Origin of the sequence: Microcoleus sp. AT8-A3 (genome assembly GCF_036705675.1) — a bacterium.
GTDB lineage: Bacteria > Cyanobacteriota > Cyanobacteriia > Cyanobacteriales > Microcoleaceae > Microcoleus.
The window spans coordinates 1-16,959 of the sequence record NZ_JAUBVD010000088.1; the positions used below are offsets into that span (position 1 = coordinate 1).

Genomic DNA, 16,959 nt, shown 5'->3' on the forward strand with positions numbered 1-16,959 from the left:
ATGCTTTCATTAGCTTTGATTACATAATGATATTTCATTATTATTGATTGTACCTCATAACAGCGAAAACCGCTGTATTTGTGTCCGTGTCCGATGCTGCTTTATCGGGCGCAAATATCCGCACAATTATCAAGTCAATCCTGAAATGTGGTGAGAAAAACGGCCACCCAACACGCAGCTATACACGGCACGGAAAGACGCTGCTCAAATGGCTGATTGAGAACTACGATGATGGCGAGATTTCACAGTTGCCCAAAATCCAAGAGTTCCTACAAAATGAAAGGGGTAATAACAATGCTCAGTAAGTTATTAATGTTGATTCCTAGCTCTACTCTTGATGCAATTTACGATGCCATCTTTGCAGAGTTAGTCAGACGTGGTGACATCATTTTAGAGAAAGACTTGACGGGTAATGATAGGAATTAATCAAAGGAGAATAACCCATGACAATCAGAACCGAGTATGACCATCCCAGCAACCCGCCAGTAGCGGACGAACTGGCAACTTGCATCGCAATGTTGCAGGGTGCAAAAATTAGGGCCCAAGCGCATATTAGCAACCCGTGGGGACTGAGCTGGCTGGAAGAACCCGAACAACAATTAATTGATTGCGCTAGCGACGCAATTGACTTGGCTGTAGCCAAATTAGAAGCCTTGAGGGAGGCGTTAAAACGATGACTAAACCAACCCGCACTTACATAATTTCAGTCCGTCCGACCTGGGCTTCTGCCTTCTTCCTCTCCCACAATCCTGCATGCGATCGAACTGAGAAAAGGCAAATTTGGAGCCTCTCTAAAAGCGGGCGATAGTATTGCAATTTATGCCACGATGCCAGTTGCTGAAATACTAGGAATAGTCAAGGTTGTGAAGCGCGAATTACTGACCGTCGATCGACTGTGGCAAGAATCTCAGCAAGGGCAACTGGCTAAGGTATCGCGCCAACAATTTAATGCTTACGGGAGCGAGTCAGATTTCTGGTGTTGGGGTTTGGGTTAGTGCAGCCGAACTCTTTCCCAGTCCGATCGCCCTTTCCAAACTTCGGCAGAACTGGGGCCATCGCTGGCAACCACCGCAGCAGATTCAACAATTAACCGACGATCAGATGGCAGCGCTGAACATCACTTACCGAACATCACGAATCTAACCAAACGCTACTGTGTTAAAGCTGATTTAGCAAAAGCCCTCTGGTAATACCGGGGGGCTTTCGCTTTGGAATATGTCGCCGCTGCATAACGACTTGTCTATTTTACCGATCGCCCAAACTCCTGAAGCCGCTATACTGCGGTTAATTGGGGCCAACATCCGTTGCCAATTACCAATTACTAATTACCCATAATTTAAAAAGCCTCCGACCTTGTGCCGGGGGCGTTTTGTTTAGGGACGATCGGCCGTTGGAATTCCCCGCTGCAGATCACATATATTGTCCGCATTGCGCGGTTTTATACGAACTTTACAAATTTCCCTCCAAAATTTCCAGCATTGCAGTCACATCCGCCAGCTCTGCCTTAGATTTCTTCCGCCGCCCCTTCAACTGATTGAGCAAGTCGGCCGGCTCTGGTAGATCGATCGCAGGGGCTGGATTCTGTTCCAGGTCTGCGAGTTGCGATCGGAGTTCGGCAATCTCCAAGCGCAAAGCAGACTCCACAGGGTTAAGCTTCAAGCTATACCCGCGCTCCAATTCCCGAATCTTGTCGCCTTGCTTGAGAATAGTTGCCTTCGCCTCTTCTAGCTCGGCCCTGGCGTCGCTCAGTTGCTGCAGCCAGCGGACTTTCTCAAGCTCGATCGACCTTCCCTCCCGGTGTACCTCTTCCGCAGCTTCCTTGGCTTCTTTCTTGAGTTGGGCGAGTTCTTCCCGATCGGCTGCCAATGTTGCAAGTTGCGCTTGCAGGCTGGAGAGTTGGGCCTCGACTTGCTGGTGATCGGCTGTTACTTCATCTAATTGTTGGTTGGCAGTTGCTAGATTTTTTTGAAGTTCGGCAAGTTCCGATCGCACTTCTGTTAGAGCCTCCACCTTATCCCAGTATTCCTCCTCAATATCTTTACGATCGGCACGTTCTATCTCTAATTGCTCCTTCAAATCTGGCACCTTAAGCCATAAGTCCCCGATCCGCTCATGAAACTTTAACAGTTCCCGGTCTTGCTCTTCTAGTTGCCGCGTCCTTGATCCCAATTCTTTATCCTTAGCCTCTAATTCTTGCCTGAGTGATGGTGGTGGCGATGACTCACTCAGGCACTCAATTTTCCCAGCCGTTCCTCAAAGCTGGCTAACTTCTCTGCTAGCAACTTGTCTAGTAGGGGGGCGATGGTTGATTCTAAATCCCCACCTGTCGGCGCTGCACTAGCAGGTTTCATCCCCGTCGCTGACTCCAGCAACCCCACAACCCAAGAATTGACGCTTAAGCCTTTGGTTTCGGCGGTGGCCTTGATAGCTTCTAGCAAGTCTTCCCGTCCGTCCAGTCTCAAGTTGAGCTGGAGCCTTTTATTTGTAGGGGTTTCGGGCTTATTGGTTTTGCTCGTCATAGTCTTGTCTAGTAATAAACTAGCCACAGTCTAGCATAATGCTATTTAATTGTCTAGTATCACGCTAGCTTAAAATTAGCGCCTCTAGCTTTTTGTCTAGCACGTTAGTCTAGCTTTTTGTCTAGTGTCTCTGCTATAACAAATACTAGATATTAAATGCTCAATATATACTAGACATTATGCTAGTACACAAATAGCTTTTTATCTAGCATCTTAATTGGGCTTTGTGTCTAGTGTTTATGCTATTTGTATACTAGACATCATGCTAGTATTTGTTAGAGCGAAACGGAAACGACACAAACCGCTCGCTACATACGCTCCACAACCAGCACACACAACCAAAGGACGAAGAACAATGACTCTGTTAGCCAACAAGTTCGTTCAAATCGCCTCAAAAATCGACGCCACGAATGCCCAAATCGCAGCGCTACAAGCCAAGCGAGCGCGAGATCCAAGACTATCAGCAACAGTTGCCTGACCCCTACCGAACCCTCCCATCGCTAGCGGTATCTAGTAGATTAGCTAGACAAAATTTTAGCATAAACTCATTAGAAATACTAGACACAAAAACTAGCTTAATTACTAAATGTCTACTAGGCATAGTGCTAGTATTTATCTAGTACAAACAAAACCACCGCCCGAAAAAACTCCGACCGCCCCAGAACCGATCGCCACACCGACGCTACCGCACCAACTACGGAGAGTGCTTACGGCGCCGGCAGATCGCGCCAACAACGCCGGACATCGAGGGACGGCTTAATAAACTTTCGATCCAATCAATCCGCAAGCTGGCATCGGCTCCGGGAACCGACACAAAAGGGACGATCGCAGCAATCGCAGCGAGGTTAAAGGCAATCGTCACAGAGTCCGATCTCCGGGACGCTAGCTAACAGTTGCCCGCCCCCAGCGATGGGAGGGTTCGCTAGCGGTATCTAGTACATAAGCTAGACAGAAATACTAGCATTGACTCAGGAGAAATACTAGACACAAAGGGGTATAGCCGAGATACGGGCAAAATAGGACATGACGTAAAGTTTTGTAAATATAAGACAAACTGACTGGAAGTAGCAAAGCCTGAAATGTTTAGCAGTAAAAGATTTCCACTTTTTTGACCTGTACGAGGGCAGAGTATAACTACTACTCTGCCTTCGCCGACTGAGTGTTGGCATCTTCACGCCTGGCGTTTAGCTTTGCTGTGCAGTTTGGCTGAACTCACCGTTGAAGCCGAACCAAGCCCGAACGGGATATTGAAAAGCGGCATTGTTACAAAACTTTACGTCTTGTCCTATTTTGCGCGTATCTCGCCTATACCCCACAAAAACTAGCTTTATTACTAAAAATTTACTAGACATAATGCTAGTATTCATCTAGTACAAACAAAACCACCGCCCCAGAACCGATCGCCACACCGACGCTACCGCACCAACTACTAAGCCGATCTCCGCCTTGAAACTAATGCTGTCGCTAGTCTCGGTAAAGCGCATCACTTCTGATGTGCCAGTCTGCAACGAAGATCCGGGCGAGCTAGAAATTGCTGGCGAGCGAGCGTCTGGCGAGCGGTGGCGGAGTAACTCCGCCGGTGGTGAAGCTTGGCTGGCGACGGATTCTCTCGCCCTGAGCGGTTATTTTCAATTCCATGCGGCGGTTCTGGCACCGCGACTCAATCCGAAAGCCGACGAAACGATTCCGGCGCGAGTCAAAGAGGCCGAAAATCAAGCGACAGATGCAGGCAAAACTTGGGAAACTAAAACACAGAGCCGCTTAGACACCACAGCCCCGCCCAAAATGGACGGGGCGCATTTTGACCCTCCTGCCATCGTAAACTTGGATTTTTAGAGCCTGCTGATATTTTAGGCGATGGATGGGATTTGGAGTACAGGCATTTTATTGTTCTCTGTTGGGCTGGAAACCTGACGGGTTTCCGAAATTCGTTAATGCGCGCTGTGGGACTTGATGCAAAGTAGTACGGATCAACCCTAGAGTTGAGCATTATACCCAAGTGGATAAAACCTAGGCGGGATAAAGGTTTGACGCCTTGACTGAAAGAATCAGGGAGTTAATTGATAATCAACGCCTGAAACTCTTGCTCCGTGACGGCTTGAGGAGTGAAATATTTTGTCGGCTTCTAGGGTTCGGCAGAATACTTTATAGGTGAAGTGGAGACGATGAACAACTACCCGGCAATAACGCGGTGATATTCAACCGAAGCTGCCTTGTACATCGCTCTCATTCGCTCCGTCTCCCAGCCTCATCTATAAGCCTAGAAGTCAATTCGCACTCCCAGACTACTGTCGCTTGTTGGCAGTTCAACGCTTGTTCCGAATCGACAACAGCTCCACAGCGAGCCGCTTTCTTTCCTCTCCTCGGCGGTCATATTTAGCCACAATTGCAGGCGAAGAATGCCCCGCCAGCTCCGCCACAGTCACGATATCAACTCCAGCATCTAGCAAATCCGAGCAAAAAGTCCGGCGGAAATCGTGAGGAGAAAACGACTCCACCCCCGCCTCTATTGCCCGCTTTTGCAAAATCACTAATACCGCCTGGGGTGTTAGCGGTCTGATATGTATCCGACCCATCTTCCAGGCCGGACACAACAACGCTCCCGCTTCCAGACCCCGAACCACGAGCCAATCTTCCACCACCTCCACAGCATCCCCAGGAAGGTACACCGTGCGGTCTTTGTTCCCCTTACCGCCTCGTACCTTCATAGCACCCGTGCGAGCATTAAAGTCCCTCAATTCCAGCTTCACCACCTCAGCCCGGCGCAAACCCACCCGCAGAATCGCCAGCAGAGCCGCATCGCGAGCGCCTGCCTGAGTCGGGTCATTGTGGCACACCTCAAACAGAGTGGCAATTTCATCAGCGCTCAAGGCCCGCCCCCTGAGTTTGTCAGATGTCCTAATTTTAGGCAAATCGATCGCCTTGGCATAGTCAGTCGCGCTCATCAAATCCAGCCGCAGTGATTCTTTCAACACCCGCTTCAGAGCACACATCATCTTTTTAGCAGTAGCCGGAGAGTGCTGTGCCATCAATGCCCCTTGCACCGCAGCCGTGTGCTGGTAGCGCAGCGTTGCCCAATTCAGCGTCATCGCGTCGCACTGCCCCTCCGTCAGCAAAGACGCGATCGCATCAAGAGACTGCCGCATCGTCGGCTGTGAGCCGGGTGCCAACAGAGAAAGGTACACCGCCACCGGGTGACAAGTCAGCGGCAGAGGCTGTGGCAACAAGAGCGTTAAATCTGAGGTAACAGCGTTCAAAGGACGACCTATGAAATTGTCAGAACAGCGATTCTAGGAATTCCTCTTAATTGTCGGACAATTAGTGCAATCACAACAAAAAAAGTTTGACTGGCCCCTAGAAATTGCTGCAAGTGCGGGAGCATCAACAGATGCTGCCGTTTCTCCTTCAATTTTTGTTGCTTGTGGAGCTTTTAAAGGAATTAATTAAGAGGGAGTTTAAGTAGGTAGGCGGAATTAAACTCAACTATGTAACTGTATGTAAACAGGGCTGACTTAGCCATGCTTAGGGAATTGGGATACTTTACAATCGTTTACATAATTGCGTTTTACAGCGCCTACTTAACTTAACGCGCCCGAAAAAGAAGTCGAATTTGCTTTCTCTGACCGTGCAACCTTCACCCTGAATAACATTATCCGCCATTCAACCTTGACCCTATACGATTGAGTTATCTAGGGAGAGCAGGCAGCCGTGCGATCGCGGATATCCTAACTGAGGGTGGTGCGATCGCCTCAAGAAAGCCAAGGCATTTGTTGAGCTATCAGCAGGTAGCACGGAGATCGCAGTTAACGGAACGCTATGCCCCAGCGCGACATCGCTTCAGTTGCCTGAAAAGCCAGTTATGGGATATTCATCTAAACAGCTAAAGGTATAATACGTTTAACTGTTTAACCAATTACCGCAAGCTAGCGATTGATCGTTTGATCGTTACCCAAAAGAGCAATCGCCCCAGTTGACTTTGGGTCTAACCAGTCAGACAAAAAACCCCAGATTTTACAGCAAGCAGCAAATTGCAGGTTTATGAAGTACACCCTAGAAACCCGGTTTCATCAAGAAACGGGTTTCGCCTACCTACTTACCTTACTCGTGCTGTAACTGCCAATCTGCGGCTGACCTCAGACTTGCTCATAAACTGTTAAACATTTAATAGGTTTAACAGTTTATGGCTTTAACACTTAAGCATATAAAAGTAAGTGTTAAGCTAAACGATGATTAGACCTTAATAGGATTTTATGTTAAAGGTCGCTATTTTCAATTTCAAAGGCGGTACGGGGAAAAGTACCACAGTTTTAAACTTAGGAGCTTGCCTCGCTGCAAGTAAGTGTCGCGTCCTGCTGCTCGACTTGGATGGGCAGCGCACCCTTAGTTTTGGGTTAGGTCAAGACGGTCAGCAGCCGACAGCTTTAGATTGGCTTCAGGGAGATAACGTAGAGCCATTAAATACAGAGGTAAAAAATCTGTGGCTGATTCCGGGGGATTTGGGACTGTTCCAGTTGCAGTCACCTCATGATTTATTCACCCCAGCCCTCTCTAAGCTGAAGGGGTTTGATGTGTGCCTGATGGACTGTTCGCCAGGGCTCTCCTCTGTTTCGGTACAGGCTTTGTTGGCGTGCGATCGCGTGTTGATTCCGACTCTGTGCGAACCGGCTGCCCTCAAAGGGTTGTCGGAAGCGGTGGAATTAATTCGAGGGGAGCAAACAGGAGTGCCAATTGAGGTGTTACGGACTCGCTATAAGTCGCGCTTGCTGTTGACCCAGGAAGCTGACAGTTTGCTGGTTGAGGCTTCTGTGGAACTGGACTATCGGCTGCTGCATACGGTGATTCCTGACAACATTGCTGTGGCAGAATCCATTGCTCAGCAAAAGCCTGTCACCGCCTATGCTGCCAAGTCCTCCGGTGCTTCATCTTATCGGTTTTTAGCTAAAGAATGCAAAAAATTGTGGAGGTTGTCGTGAACAAACCTAAAAGTAAGATGGGAGGGATGGGAAAGCTGAGCCAGTTTTCCGGAATTAAGCAGTCACCAGCACCAGTAGATATTGAAGCTGATAGGGAACCCGCTCAAGACCCTCCGGTTGAAGCTGCGACTCTGGCTAATTCCAAGGAGAAACTGGTTGCGGTCAATTTTAAAATTACTCGCAACCAGCACGAATGGTTAGCAGATACAGCCAGACTTGTTAGGGACAACAACGCCCAAGCTGTGCCACCAGCAGAACGAGTGTATCCTCAGCATTTGATGGGCGTGGCGATTTCTCTGTTACAACAGGCTGATGTGGACTGGAGCCAAATCAAGAATGTTGAGCAGTTGCGTAAACAGTTAAACCTATTAGACCTTTAGATTTTTTTAGGGAATCGCAATGGCAGAATGGTTTATCTTTCCTATGAAGGATGAGAAATTAAAAACTGAAGGAACAGGCGCGAACAAATATTATGATTAAATTTTCAGCCAGTCCCAGAAAAGTTTGGGCAGTTGCAGAAGCAGAGCGTCTGGCCTACGGTTATTTATTTAATCCGACCTTCGCCACAGAAACCTCACTTATTGAACCCTTACCCCACCAGCGTATTGCAGTTTACAAACATTTACTGCAACATCAGCGACTGCGGTTTCTCCTTGCTGACGATGCCGGTGCTGGTAAAACCATTATGACAGGTCTCTACATTCGCGAAATGCTATCGCGTCGCTTAATTCACCGGGTTCTCATTGTATCACCGGCTGGGTTATTGGGAAACTGGCAACGGGAAATGAACAAATTATTTAGTCTGCCGTTTCGCATTGCCACTGGCAACGAAGCAAAATCTACTAATCCCTTTATTGGTGAAAATAGCAACCTTCTTATTGTTAGCGTTGATACTTTAGTAGGAGAGCGAATGTTTTCGCGTCTGCAAGAGTCGCCAGTAATTCCCTATGATTTAGTAATATTTGACGAAGCTCACAAACTCTCGGCCGATCGCGAACCAGACTTTTATATTCGCAAAATTAAACGCTACCAACTGGCAGAAGCTTTGGTGGGAATTAACGATGATGAAAACTGCCAATTAGAATGGACTTGTCAGCATTTATTGTTACTGACAGCAACCCCTCATCAGGGGAAGGATTTTCCCTACTATTATTTGTGGCGGTTATTAGAGCCAGAAGTATTGTCAACTTATGACGCTTTTAACACTTACCCTCCTGCTTCTCGTCAGCAACATTTTATGCGACGCACCAAAGAGGAAATGGTGCGTTTTGATGGCACTCTCATCTATCCGATGCGAATTTCAGACACTCTGAGTTACGAACTCACTCAAGGTGAAATTAGCGAACAAACTCTCTATGAAAAAACTACTCACTATATTGAAAATTACTATAACCGCGCTCAAATTTTAAATCGGTCTGCGGCTAAATTAGCAATGAGTGTATTTCAGCGAAGGAGCCTAGCCTGATGAGCAAACTGCAAGCACCCGATAAAGAAGCGACGGTCCGGTTTACTGTAGATATGTCCGAAACTCTGCACCGTAAACTGTCGATGTTGGCGGCCAAGACGGGGCGCAAGAAAGTAAACCAGAATGCGAATGCTGCTGGAGGATGGGTTGAAAGAAGTGTCCGGGTAGGGACTCACGCCTTGGAAATCAGAGCGAACTGCGATGAAGATGGAGCGGTTGAAAGAAGTTGATTTAGGCTCCAATAGCTCACGCCCCCACAATCTTATCCTTTACGCGGCAGACGGTAACTCTTCAACTTCTTTCACTCCCAAAAACCGTTCGTTGACAATTTCCCTGTAAGCCTCTAAATCTGGCTGCCAATTTTCCAAAAGTTTGTACAAATGTTGCAGTTTCTCGCCTTCTAATTCCCCTGCAATTTCGTACTGAAAGCTACCAGAGAACAATACTGCGGGAGTTGGGTCAGCATCTTGCAGTTGCAATAAAGCTTCGGCAACGCTTAAGTTGAGTTCTCCTCGTCCTAGAGAATAAACTAAATTGACAGCAGCTTTTACCGGAGCTTTCCCAACATCAAACCATGTGCCTTTCGAGAGTAAAGTGGAGGTAATGTACTCCGAGGCTGCATTTTCATCTCCCCCTTCAAAGGTGACGAAGCTTCTGGGATTGATGCTTAAAGTTTGGTAGTCTGTGCGGGGTAAAGCTTCAACGTACTTGCGGATGATGGCGGGAATTTTGGTGTCTTCTGTTGACTTTGCACTCAGGGATTCGATGAAGGTGATGGCGTTCGATTGAGCGACGATATTGATGCCGTTGGTGAAGGCAACTTGAGAGATTTGGGGACTGAAAACGGGGGGGCGGGCGAGTTCCCAATCGGTGGGGACGATGCCGCTGTATTTGAGGAAGTCTGCGTTGAGGAGGGTTGGGGAGTGGTTTTTGGCTGTGAGGGCGATCGCCAGTTCTTGGATGGTTATTTTCGGTGTCATGGCTGTTTGTAGAGCGGTATAGGGTTACATTTTATACTGTGTGGGTGGCTTTTGTACAGGAAGCGCTGCGTGTGATTTAAGAAGTGCGATCGGGGGACGTTGTTGGGAAAGTAGGTGGTTGACAGGGTTAATTCCTGCGACAACAATATTCATTTTTACGGAATTGCGCTTCTCTATTTACTCGCGCTTAATATCTGGGCTTTCGCAGTCAGTGTCTGTTGTTGAAATTTGTATGTCTTCTAGCGATGTTGATTCTAAGGTGTCTGATGATGAATCTTCTTTAGCAAATTCACCCCATCTAACATCCTGTAGAATTGCGCCATCGAAAACTGTACCCTCAAGTTTAGCTCCCAACAAGGTCGCACCTGTTAAATCAGCTCCACAGAAGTTAGCCTCCACTAAGTTGCCACCAGCTAGAACCGCACGCATGAGTTCGGCATTAGAAAGATTAGCTCTGCTGAGATTAATTCTGGCCATAAAACAGCCTTCAAAATTCGCTCCAACTAGGTTAGCATCTGAGAAGTTAGCATAGCCAACCTCGGCTCCCCGAAAATCACATAGTTCCAGATTAGCACCGCTTAAATCAGTAAAATATAAATCCACTTCTTTAAAATCCGCGCCAGCAAAGTTGATGCCAGCAAGGGGAGCACCTCTCAAATCCCAGCCGGCAAACACTTCTTCAATGTCAGGTAACTCCGAGAGAAAGTGAGCCCAAGGCTGTCTCGATTGCAATGCTGCAATTACATTGGCAAGCATATCTTGACCTTTATCTGACTGCCATCGACTTGTCAGCCAGATTCTGTCTTCTTCTATTTCCTGGTATATATCCTTAGTCTTATTCATCATCTGTTACTGGGTTAGTGGGTTGGAAAATAAGTAGAAAGTCTCTAGCGTACAAACTACTACTGTGGAGGGTGTCCAATCTCCGTTAAAAAGTTTTTTAATCGAGTTAGTTCATTTTGAACCTCCTTATATCTTTTGAGCAAAACATCAAGTCCTCTATCAGTTAGAGTATCAGGTAAGCGATTCCTTTCACGCTGTAGGGTCTCACGTATGTTTTGTAATCCTCTATAAGTATCTTGTAACTCTCCTATATGATCGAATGGAGTTCCATCAGGGCGACGGGCTACAACTTCACCTGCTGCTTCTCTCCGAGCGGCACTGTAATGATTGTGATTTGCTTGGCTGTTAATATCCCCAAGAACGTTGCTTTTAATATTTTCAAACCTCCTAATTGCATTATTAGCGTCTTGGCTAAGTCCACAATCAGCATTATGAACCAAAATCCCCAAATCGGAGACAAAGTAAGTCGGAATGCCCTCAACATTAAAGTTGTAAACCTCGAACTTACCTTCCCGCCTCTCAACTCCATCAACATCAACAATCCGACCATCCTCAGTCTGTAACAACGACCCAACAACTAAATCCTTAGCCTCAACCCACCCCTTATCCGGCACCCAGAAAGGATGCTCCCCAGTCGTAGAAATCACCTCCCCATCCACATACAAATCAACCAGCGCATCAGTTTCCCTGACAAAAGTCTCCAAAACCTGTTTTGCTTCAATCCCGCCAGGAGTAGTAGGGTCATCAGCAATCACCCAATCCCCAACAACAATATCCTCAATATTCTTAATCCCATCAACCGTCAAAATCTCCGTACCAGCAACAAAACAATTCCCCGCTTTTGTGATTGTTTTTTGAGTATCTCCCAGGACATCATTAACACCCTGAATACCATTTTTAGGTAAATTACTAGCACCCAATAAACCCTTAATACCCTTAATCGCCGCCAGACCAAAAGGCACATAAGCCAGCAGATTCCAAGTATCCTGAATTTCAAACTTACCATTATTTTGCCAACTCTGATTCAGATTATTAGTAGCAATCGCCGCTCCATAACCATCGAATGCCGTATCTACCGCACCTAGCCCAACACCTACCCACTTCAAAGGCCCCATCGCAGTAGTAGCCCAAGTAGCAGCCTTCATCCCAGTCAGAAAAGAAACCCCAATCCCAGCCACATTACCAGCATTGTAGAGCATCGCATGATTCGGTTCAATCTTATTCCCAGTAGAGTATTCATAAACATCAGTTAAATAACCACTCGATACCCCGTTAGCAAAACCCGCACCCCACTCTCCAAACATTCCTAAAACTTCCTCGCCGCTAGCCCCGCCAGCAGCAGCACCAGCCATATATCCCACACCAAAACCAATACCACCACTAGCTCCACCAATTGCCGCCAACTGCGACGCTACACCAATAGCCGCCATCACATCGCCCATTGAGAAATAGCCGCTGGGGTCAGTATTGCTAACAGGATTAGCATGAGCATATTGATAATCGTGCTGGCTCATCGGGTCATCCAAATAGCCAGGGAAAGCATCCTTAGAAATAAACCTTCCCAAACTAGAATCGTAATACCTTGCCCGCAAATAATCCAATCCAGTAGCACTATCCCGCTGTTCCCCTGCAAACCCAAAAGAATTACCAAAAGTCCCCGTTTGGTTTAACAATCCTCCAAACGCATCGTAAGTATAGCGGTCAGTTACCAAACCAACATTATCCGTAATCGCCCGAGTCGAACCCAATCCATCAGTATGATAAAACCCTTCTCTATTATCATGACTTGACTTAACTAATCCCAAACCCTGAGTATAATCCGCCTTAACCGCTCCCGTCGCATCATACTCCATCAACACTTCAGGTAAACCCCAAATAGGAGCCGTCAAATAATTCGTCCTGACCCCATTATTAATAGCTGCAACGCGGCTACCAAAAGCATCGTAAACAAACTGCGAGCTAGAAGTACCGTTATTCACCCCAACCAAGCGATTCTCACCATCATTAATCCAGTCATAAGTAACAGTCTCAGTACCCGACGACCGAGTTTTGAGAGAACCATTATTATCGTAAGTAAAGTTGGTTAGCTTGCTACCTTCCGTTGTCCGATTGAGGCGATTGTTATTATCGTAACTATAGGTAGTTGACCCCGACAAAGTATCGGTTTTAGTCAAGCGATTCCCCACCAAGTCATAGCCATAGCCCATAGTCCGATTTCCCACAGCAGCATCAACAATCTTTTCCTCCGTCAATCGATTGAGTGCATCGTAGCTGTAATCGACAGTGCGACCGTTATATTCTTCAACTTTCTTGCGATTGCCAACAGCATCAAGAGTGTAGTTAAAACCAGAGAAAACAGTATCCGTGACGTTTTTAGTTTTTAACTCAGTTAAGCGGTCGCGCGTATCGTATTTGCGCGTTTCTACCGAACTGTCAGCAAATTTAGTTTGAATTAAATTACCAACTTTATCGTAATCGTAATCAGCTAAAGTGCGATTTCCCTCCTTGACTGTATCCAAACGATTCAGCTTGTCGTAACCGTAAGAAGTCGTTCCCGCCCCAGTTGTCAGGGAAGTAATATTATTTAACAGGTCGTAGCCGTAGCCGACAGTTTTCAAATCCGGCGTAGTAGTTGTTTGTAACCGGTCATAATTATCGTAAGCATATTGCGTGACGCCGCGTCCGTCCGTCACAGTCCGCAATTGCGATGTAACGGGGTCGTAAGTATAGGAAACGGGCGAGATTCTGGGGTCTGTGAATGTTTTTTGATTTAAACGTCCGAGGGTGTCGTAGGTATAGTTAATGGTGTCCCCGTTAAAATCAGTTTCGCTGACGATTTGTCCGAATTTATCGTAGACTGTTTGATTCCGCTGTCCCATTGGGAGAATGGTTGCTGTGGGGCGGAAAAAGTCATCGTATTCAAACTTGGTGACGTTTTGGTTGGCATCTTTAATCTCGGTTAATCTCGCCAAGTTGTCGTAAGTGTATTTTGTTTTGGCTTGATTTGCTTGTTCGATTTCGGTTAACTGACTGAGATTGTCGTAAGCGTATTTGGTTGCGTGTAAATTCTCATCGGTGACGCTGGTGATGCGACCGAACTGGTCGTAACCCGTCAATATTTTATCGCCATTATGGAAAGTTGTTTCTACTTTTTGTCCGTATTCATCGTATTTATAACGGATGCTGTGACCGAGTGCATCGGTAACTTGAACTAAATTGCGACGCTTGTCGTATTCAAACTCTGTACGTTCGTTGAGGGCGTTAATAACTGCTTTAATTTGGCTGTAAGCATCGTATTCGTAGGTGGTGGTTTGATTGAGTTCGTTGGTTTCGGTTTTCAGCCGTCCCTGTGAGTCGTAGGTCAGCGATAAGCGGGAGTTGTCGAAGTAAATTGTTTCTTTAATTCGGGCGAATTCATCGTAAACATAGCGAGTTGTACGATTTTTGAAGTCGGTGACTGACTCAACTTGTCCGCCTGGGTTGTAGGTGTAGGTGGTGTCATTACCAAGAACATCTTTTGAACGAATTAATTGACCGATGTCGTTGTAGAAATAGGCATCTTTACTTCCATAAATATCTGTTTGAGATTTGATGCGACTGGCTGCTGAATATTCAGTTTTGACTCTCTTGTTGTCATCCCAACTCGGCGTAGAATCCGGTAGAATTGTTTCTGCTAAACGACCCAATTCATCGTAGGTATAACGGGTTTCTAATCCAGTAGTGGAGACTTCTGCAATTAGATTATTGGCTGAGTCGTATTTTTTGATGACTTTCGGATTGTCGCTGCTGTTACTTGGTGTGTTGTCGGGTAAGGTAATTTCATCAATGCGGGTGACTGTTAAATCGAAGGCTGAATTATTGTTGTTTTGACCTGATGTTTCCGGCAATTCGTAGCGGTAAGAAGTGACATTGCCAAATACATCTGTCATTGATGTAACCCGTCCCAATTTATCGTAAATCATCGATTGATTGTTGCCTTGGGAGGTTCTGCTAGCAATGGTTTTACCTTCCGAGTCGTAGTCATACTCCATCCATTGCGTATAAGTTTGACCGTTGAGGTTAAATGTGGTTGTTGCTTTCTTGATTCTGTTATTGAGGTCGTAATCAGTTTTAACTTCATTTCCTCGGCTATCCACCATGCGGTTGATGTTACCAAAACGGTCGTAGTCAAATTCTGTTACTTGACCGTCTGGTGCGGTTTGGAAACGCAGTTGACCTTGGGCGTTGTAGCTGTAGGTTGTTTTTAGTCCATCGGTATCAATGCTTTCGATTAAATTGCCGCGGCTGTCGTATTTAGCATTAGTTTTTAGACCTGTGGGTGAAACAATAGATGTGGCGCGACCGCGATTGTCGTAGGTCATGCGGGTTGTGTTACCCTGTTCGTCTTTTATGGTTAGCAGGTTGTTGTTGCTATCATAGGTATATAGAATTGTGACACCATCTGCATCGGTTTCACTTAATAGGTTGTTGTCGGAGTCGTAGGTGCGGGTAATAGTGCCTGCTTTGGCATCGATTTCTTGCAGGACGTTACCGCGCGAGTCGTAAATATAGGTGGTAGAATACCCGCGTGTATCTTTGACAGTTTGTTTGGAATTGTTGGGGTCGTAGGTCATTTCAACGGCTTTACCGTTGACATCTACCATTTGTTTCAGCCGTCCAGTTACTTGGTCGTATTCTGCTTTTGTGCCAGTCCGTCCCAACGAATCAATAACCTCCGTCAAAAAGTGCGGCCTGTCTTCATCTTCATACTCAAACCGAGTTGCATTATTCTCCCTATCCTTAACAGCAACCAAATCCCCTTTAGCATCATATTCGTACTTAACCTTCTGACCATCCGGGTCAACAACACCAACAATCCTCCCAGCAGCATCCCTCTCAAAAGTCACCGACTTACCAGTCGAACTTGCAATCCCCGCATCGCTAAAAGTCAGCTTATTCCCATTCGCATCAGTAGCAGTCAGCAAGTCTCCAGTTTTAGCATCAATCTCGTAAACCAACCCTTCCTTGGTAGTCAACACATAAACACTACCAAAGGCAGGATTTTCGGGATTGAAGGGCTGCCCGTTCACCCCGTAATACTCGCCGTACTCATTCCGTATCAAATTCGCATCCTTAACCGTCAGAGTCACCGTCGAACCTTTCTGAGACTCAAAAGCCGGCTTGTACATCGCAGCGCCCGGCCCAGCAGCCCCTAAATACTGATTCAAATGATGCGATTGCGGCTTAAACGTAAAGGTTTCCCGCTTACCACCGGGTAACGTAATGAATACCTTAGTCTTGCTATCAAACGGTACGGTATTAATCCCCAACTCCTCATAAGTCGGGTCAGCTTTTAACGAAGTCTTCAAATCGGTATCCCGGAACTCCATCCGCCAGCCGTAGCCAAAATCATCGCTATTGTTGGCATTCAAAGAATCGTAAGTCCGAGTCACGTTAATCGGAATACCCGCCACCGGAACCGACAAATCAGTAAACGACAACCGGAAATTACCCAACTTCAAATCGCCCGCAACATTCACCGTCCTTTCAGTAGTAGAACCGTTGCCGTTGGTATCGAAAGCAGTGAACTTGAGAACGTAAGCGCCGTTAGCCAAAACAGTCGGGTCAAACGTCGCAACAGTTCCGTTACTGACAGCAGCAGTTCCCCGATAAACCTCCTTAAATCCTCCGCCATCGCCCGGAATTTGCCCGCCACCAACTGGCGCTACTTCCAATGTATAGTATGCCAAATTGCTGTCACTAATTGTGCCGATTATATTGAATGGCGCGGTGATTTCTGCATCATCTTCCAGGGCGATATTTATAACAGGCGCGTTGACATCGGTGGGGTCAATTGCGGCGACAGTTTGAGTGGCAGTTCCGGCATTTCCAGCCGCATCTTTAGCTGTCGCAACTGCCGTAATACTGCCTAAATTATTTACCTTGACATTTGCTTGACCTTGTGCATCTAAAACAACAGGAGTTCCGTTGATAGTCAAACCCAAAGATTCAACTTTCACGTTATCAACAGCATTCACAGTAAACGTGACATAATCCCCAACATCGACGGTATTGTTACTAGCAATTAAACTCACTTTCGGCGCAACATTATCGGCGACAACGCTTAAATTGTAAGAAACAGTAACGCTTTCTCCAAAAGTATCAGTCACCTTAACCTCAACCGGATGATTGCCGATATT

Annotated in this window: 16 protein-coding genes; 9 read left to right on the forward strand and 7 right to left on the reverse strand. The window is 46.5% G+C overall.

Features of this window, described 5'->3' with window-relative positions; all coding sequences use genetic code 11:
* Positions 1-294 precede the first annotated feature (294 nt).
* The 3 genes from QUB51_RS28350 (at position 295) to QUB51_RS28360 (ending at position 995) form a co-directional block, all read left to right on the forward strand.
* Positions 295-426 carry a hypothetical protein gene (locus QUB51_RS28350; protein ID WP_333264207.1) on the forward strand — a complete coding sequence of 44 codons (132 nt, stop codon included), beginning with the start codon at positions 295-297 and terminating at the stop codon, positions 424-426.
* 17 nt (positions 427-443) lie between these two features.
* Complete coding sequence (locus QUB51_RS28355) at positions 444-677, forward strand: hypothetical protein (RefSeq protein WP_333264210.1); 234 nt, start codon at positions 444-446, stop codon at positions 675-677.
* Positions 678-827: 150 nt separating this feature from the next.
* Positions 828-995: a hypothetical protein gene (locus QUB51_RS28360; protein WP_333264213.1), complete on the forward strand. Its 168-nt coding sequence runs from the start codon at positions 828-830 to the stop codon at positions 993-995.
* A gap of 454 nt (positions 996-1,449) precedes the next feature.
* Here QUB51_RS28360 and QUB51_RS28365 read toward each other — a convergent pair whose 3' ends face one another.
* From QUB51_RS28365 to QUB51_RS28375, 3 genes are all read right to left on the reverse strand, one after another.
* Positions 1,450-2,085 (reverse strand): hypothetical protein, encoded by a 636-nt coding sequence (locus QUB51_RS28365; RefSeq protein ID WP_333298359.1) that lies wholly within the window; start codon positions 2,083-2,085, stop codon positions 1,450-1,452.
* Between the two features lie 140 nt (positions 2,086-2,225).
* The gene (locus QUB51_RS28370; RefSeq protein WP_333264219.1) at positions 2,226-2,519 is read right to left on the reverse strand and encodes a hypothetical protein; all 294 of its coding nucleotides are present in this window, start codon (positions 2,517-2,519) and stop codon (positions 2,226-2,228) included.
* Positions 2,520-3,213: 694 nt separating this feature from the next.
* The gene (locus QUB51_RS28375) at positions 3,214-3,381 is read right to left on the reverse strand and encodes a hypothetical protein (protein WP_333264221.1); all 168 of its coding nucleotides are present in this window, start codon (positions 3,379-3,381) and stop codon (positions 3,214-3,216) included.
* Between the two features lie 593 nt (positions 3,382-3,974).
* On the opposite strand from QUB51_RS28375, the gene QUB51_RS28380 reads away from it, so the two are divergent.
* Positions 3,975-4,355 carry a hypothetical protein gene (locus tag QUB51_RS28380; RefSeq protein WP_333264225.1) on the forward strand — a complete coding sequence of 127 codons (381 nt, stop codon included), beginning with the start codon at positions 3,975-3,977 and terminating at the stop codon, positions 4,353-4,355.
* Positions 4,356-4,825: 470 nt separating this feature from the next.
* Here the strand turns inward: QUB51_RS28380 and QUB51_RS28385 are convergent, their stop codons facing one another.
* Complete coding sequence (locus QUB51_RS28385) at positions 4,826-5,776, reverse strand: tyrosine-type recombinase/integrase (protein ID WP_333264228.1); 951 nt, start codon at positions 5,774-5,776, stop codon at positions 4,826-4,828.
* A gap of 64 nt (positions 5,777-5,840) precedes the next feature.
* Here QUB51_RS28385 and QUB51_RS28390 point away from each other — a divergent pair, with 64 nt between their 5' ends.
* The 5 genes from QUB51_RS28390 (at position 5,841) to QUB51_RS28410 (ending at position 9,187) form a co-directional block, all read left to right on the forward strand.
* Positions 5,841-5,966, forward strand: a complete 126-nt coding sequence (locus tag QUB51_RS28390) for a hypothetical protein (protein WP_333264231.1) — start codon at positions 5,841-5,843, stop codon at positions 5,964-5,966.
* A gap of 803 nt (positions 5,967-6,769) precedes the next feature.
* A complete protein-coding gene (locus QUB51_RS28395) occupies positions 6,770-7,492 on the forward strand; it encodes a ParA family protein (RefSeq protein WP_015179842.1) in 723 nt (240 codons plus the stop codon).
* Positions 7,489-7,872: a hypothetical protein gene (locus tag QUB51_RS28400; protein ID WP_333264234.1), complete on the forward strand. Its 384-nt coding sequence runs from the start codon at positions 7,489-7,491 to the stop codon at positions 7,870-7,872. The genes QUB51_RS28395 and QUB51_RS28400 overlap by 4 nt, the downstream gene beginning before the upstream one ends.
* Before the next feature lie 92 nt (positions 7,873-7,964).
* A complete protein-coding gene (locus QUB51_RS28405; protein ID WP_333264237.1) occupies positions 7,965-8,957 on the forward strand; it encodes a DEAD/DEAH box helicase in 993 nt (330 codons plus the stop codon).
* Complete coding sequence (locus QUB51_RS28410) at positions 8,957-9,187, forward strand: hypothetical protein (RefSeq protein WP_333264240.1); 231 nt, start codon at positions 8,957-8,959, stop codon at positions 9,185-9,187. The genes QUB51_RS28405 and QUB51_RS28410 overlap by 1 nt, the downstream gene beginning before the upstream one ends.
* 39 nt (positions 9,188-9,226) lie before the next feature.
* On the opposite strand, the gene QUB51_RS28415 is transcribed toward QUB51_RS28410, so the two are convergent.
* The 3 genes from QUB51_RS28415 to QUB51_RS28425 form a co-directional block, all read right to left on the reverse strand.
* A complete protein-coding gene (locus QUB51_RS28415) occupies positions 9,227-9,937 on the reverse strand; it encodes a hypothetical protein (protein ID WP_333264243.1) in 711 nt (236 codons plus the stop codon).
* 177 nt (positions 9,938-10,114) lie between these two features.
* Positions 10,115-10,783: a pentapeptide repeat-containing protein gene (locus tag QUB51_RS28420; RefSeq protein WP_333264245.1), complete on the reverse strand. Its 669-nt coding sequence runs from the start codon at positions 10,781-10,783 to the stop codon at positions 10,115-10,117.
* Between the two features lie 56 nt (positions 10,784-10,839).
* Positions 10,840-16,929, reverse strand: a complete 6,090-nt coding sequence (locus QUB51_RS28425; protein WP_333264248.1) for a polymorphic toxin type 28 domain-containing protein — start codon at positions 16,927-16,929, stop codon at positions 10,840-10,842.
* Positions 16,930-16,959 lie beyond the last annotated feature (30 nt).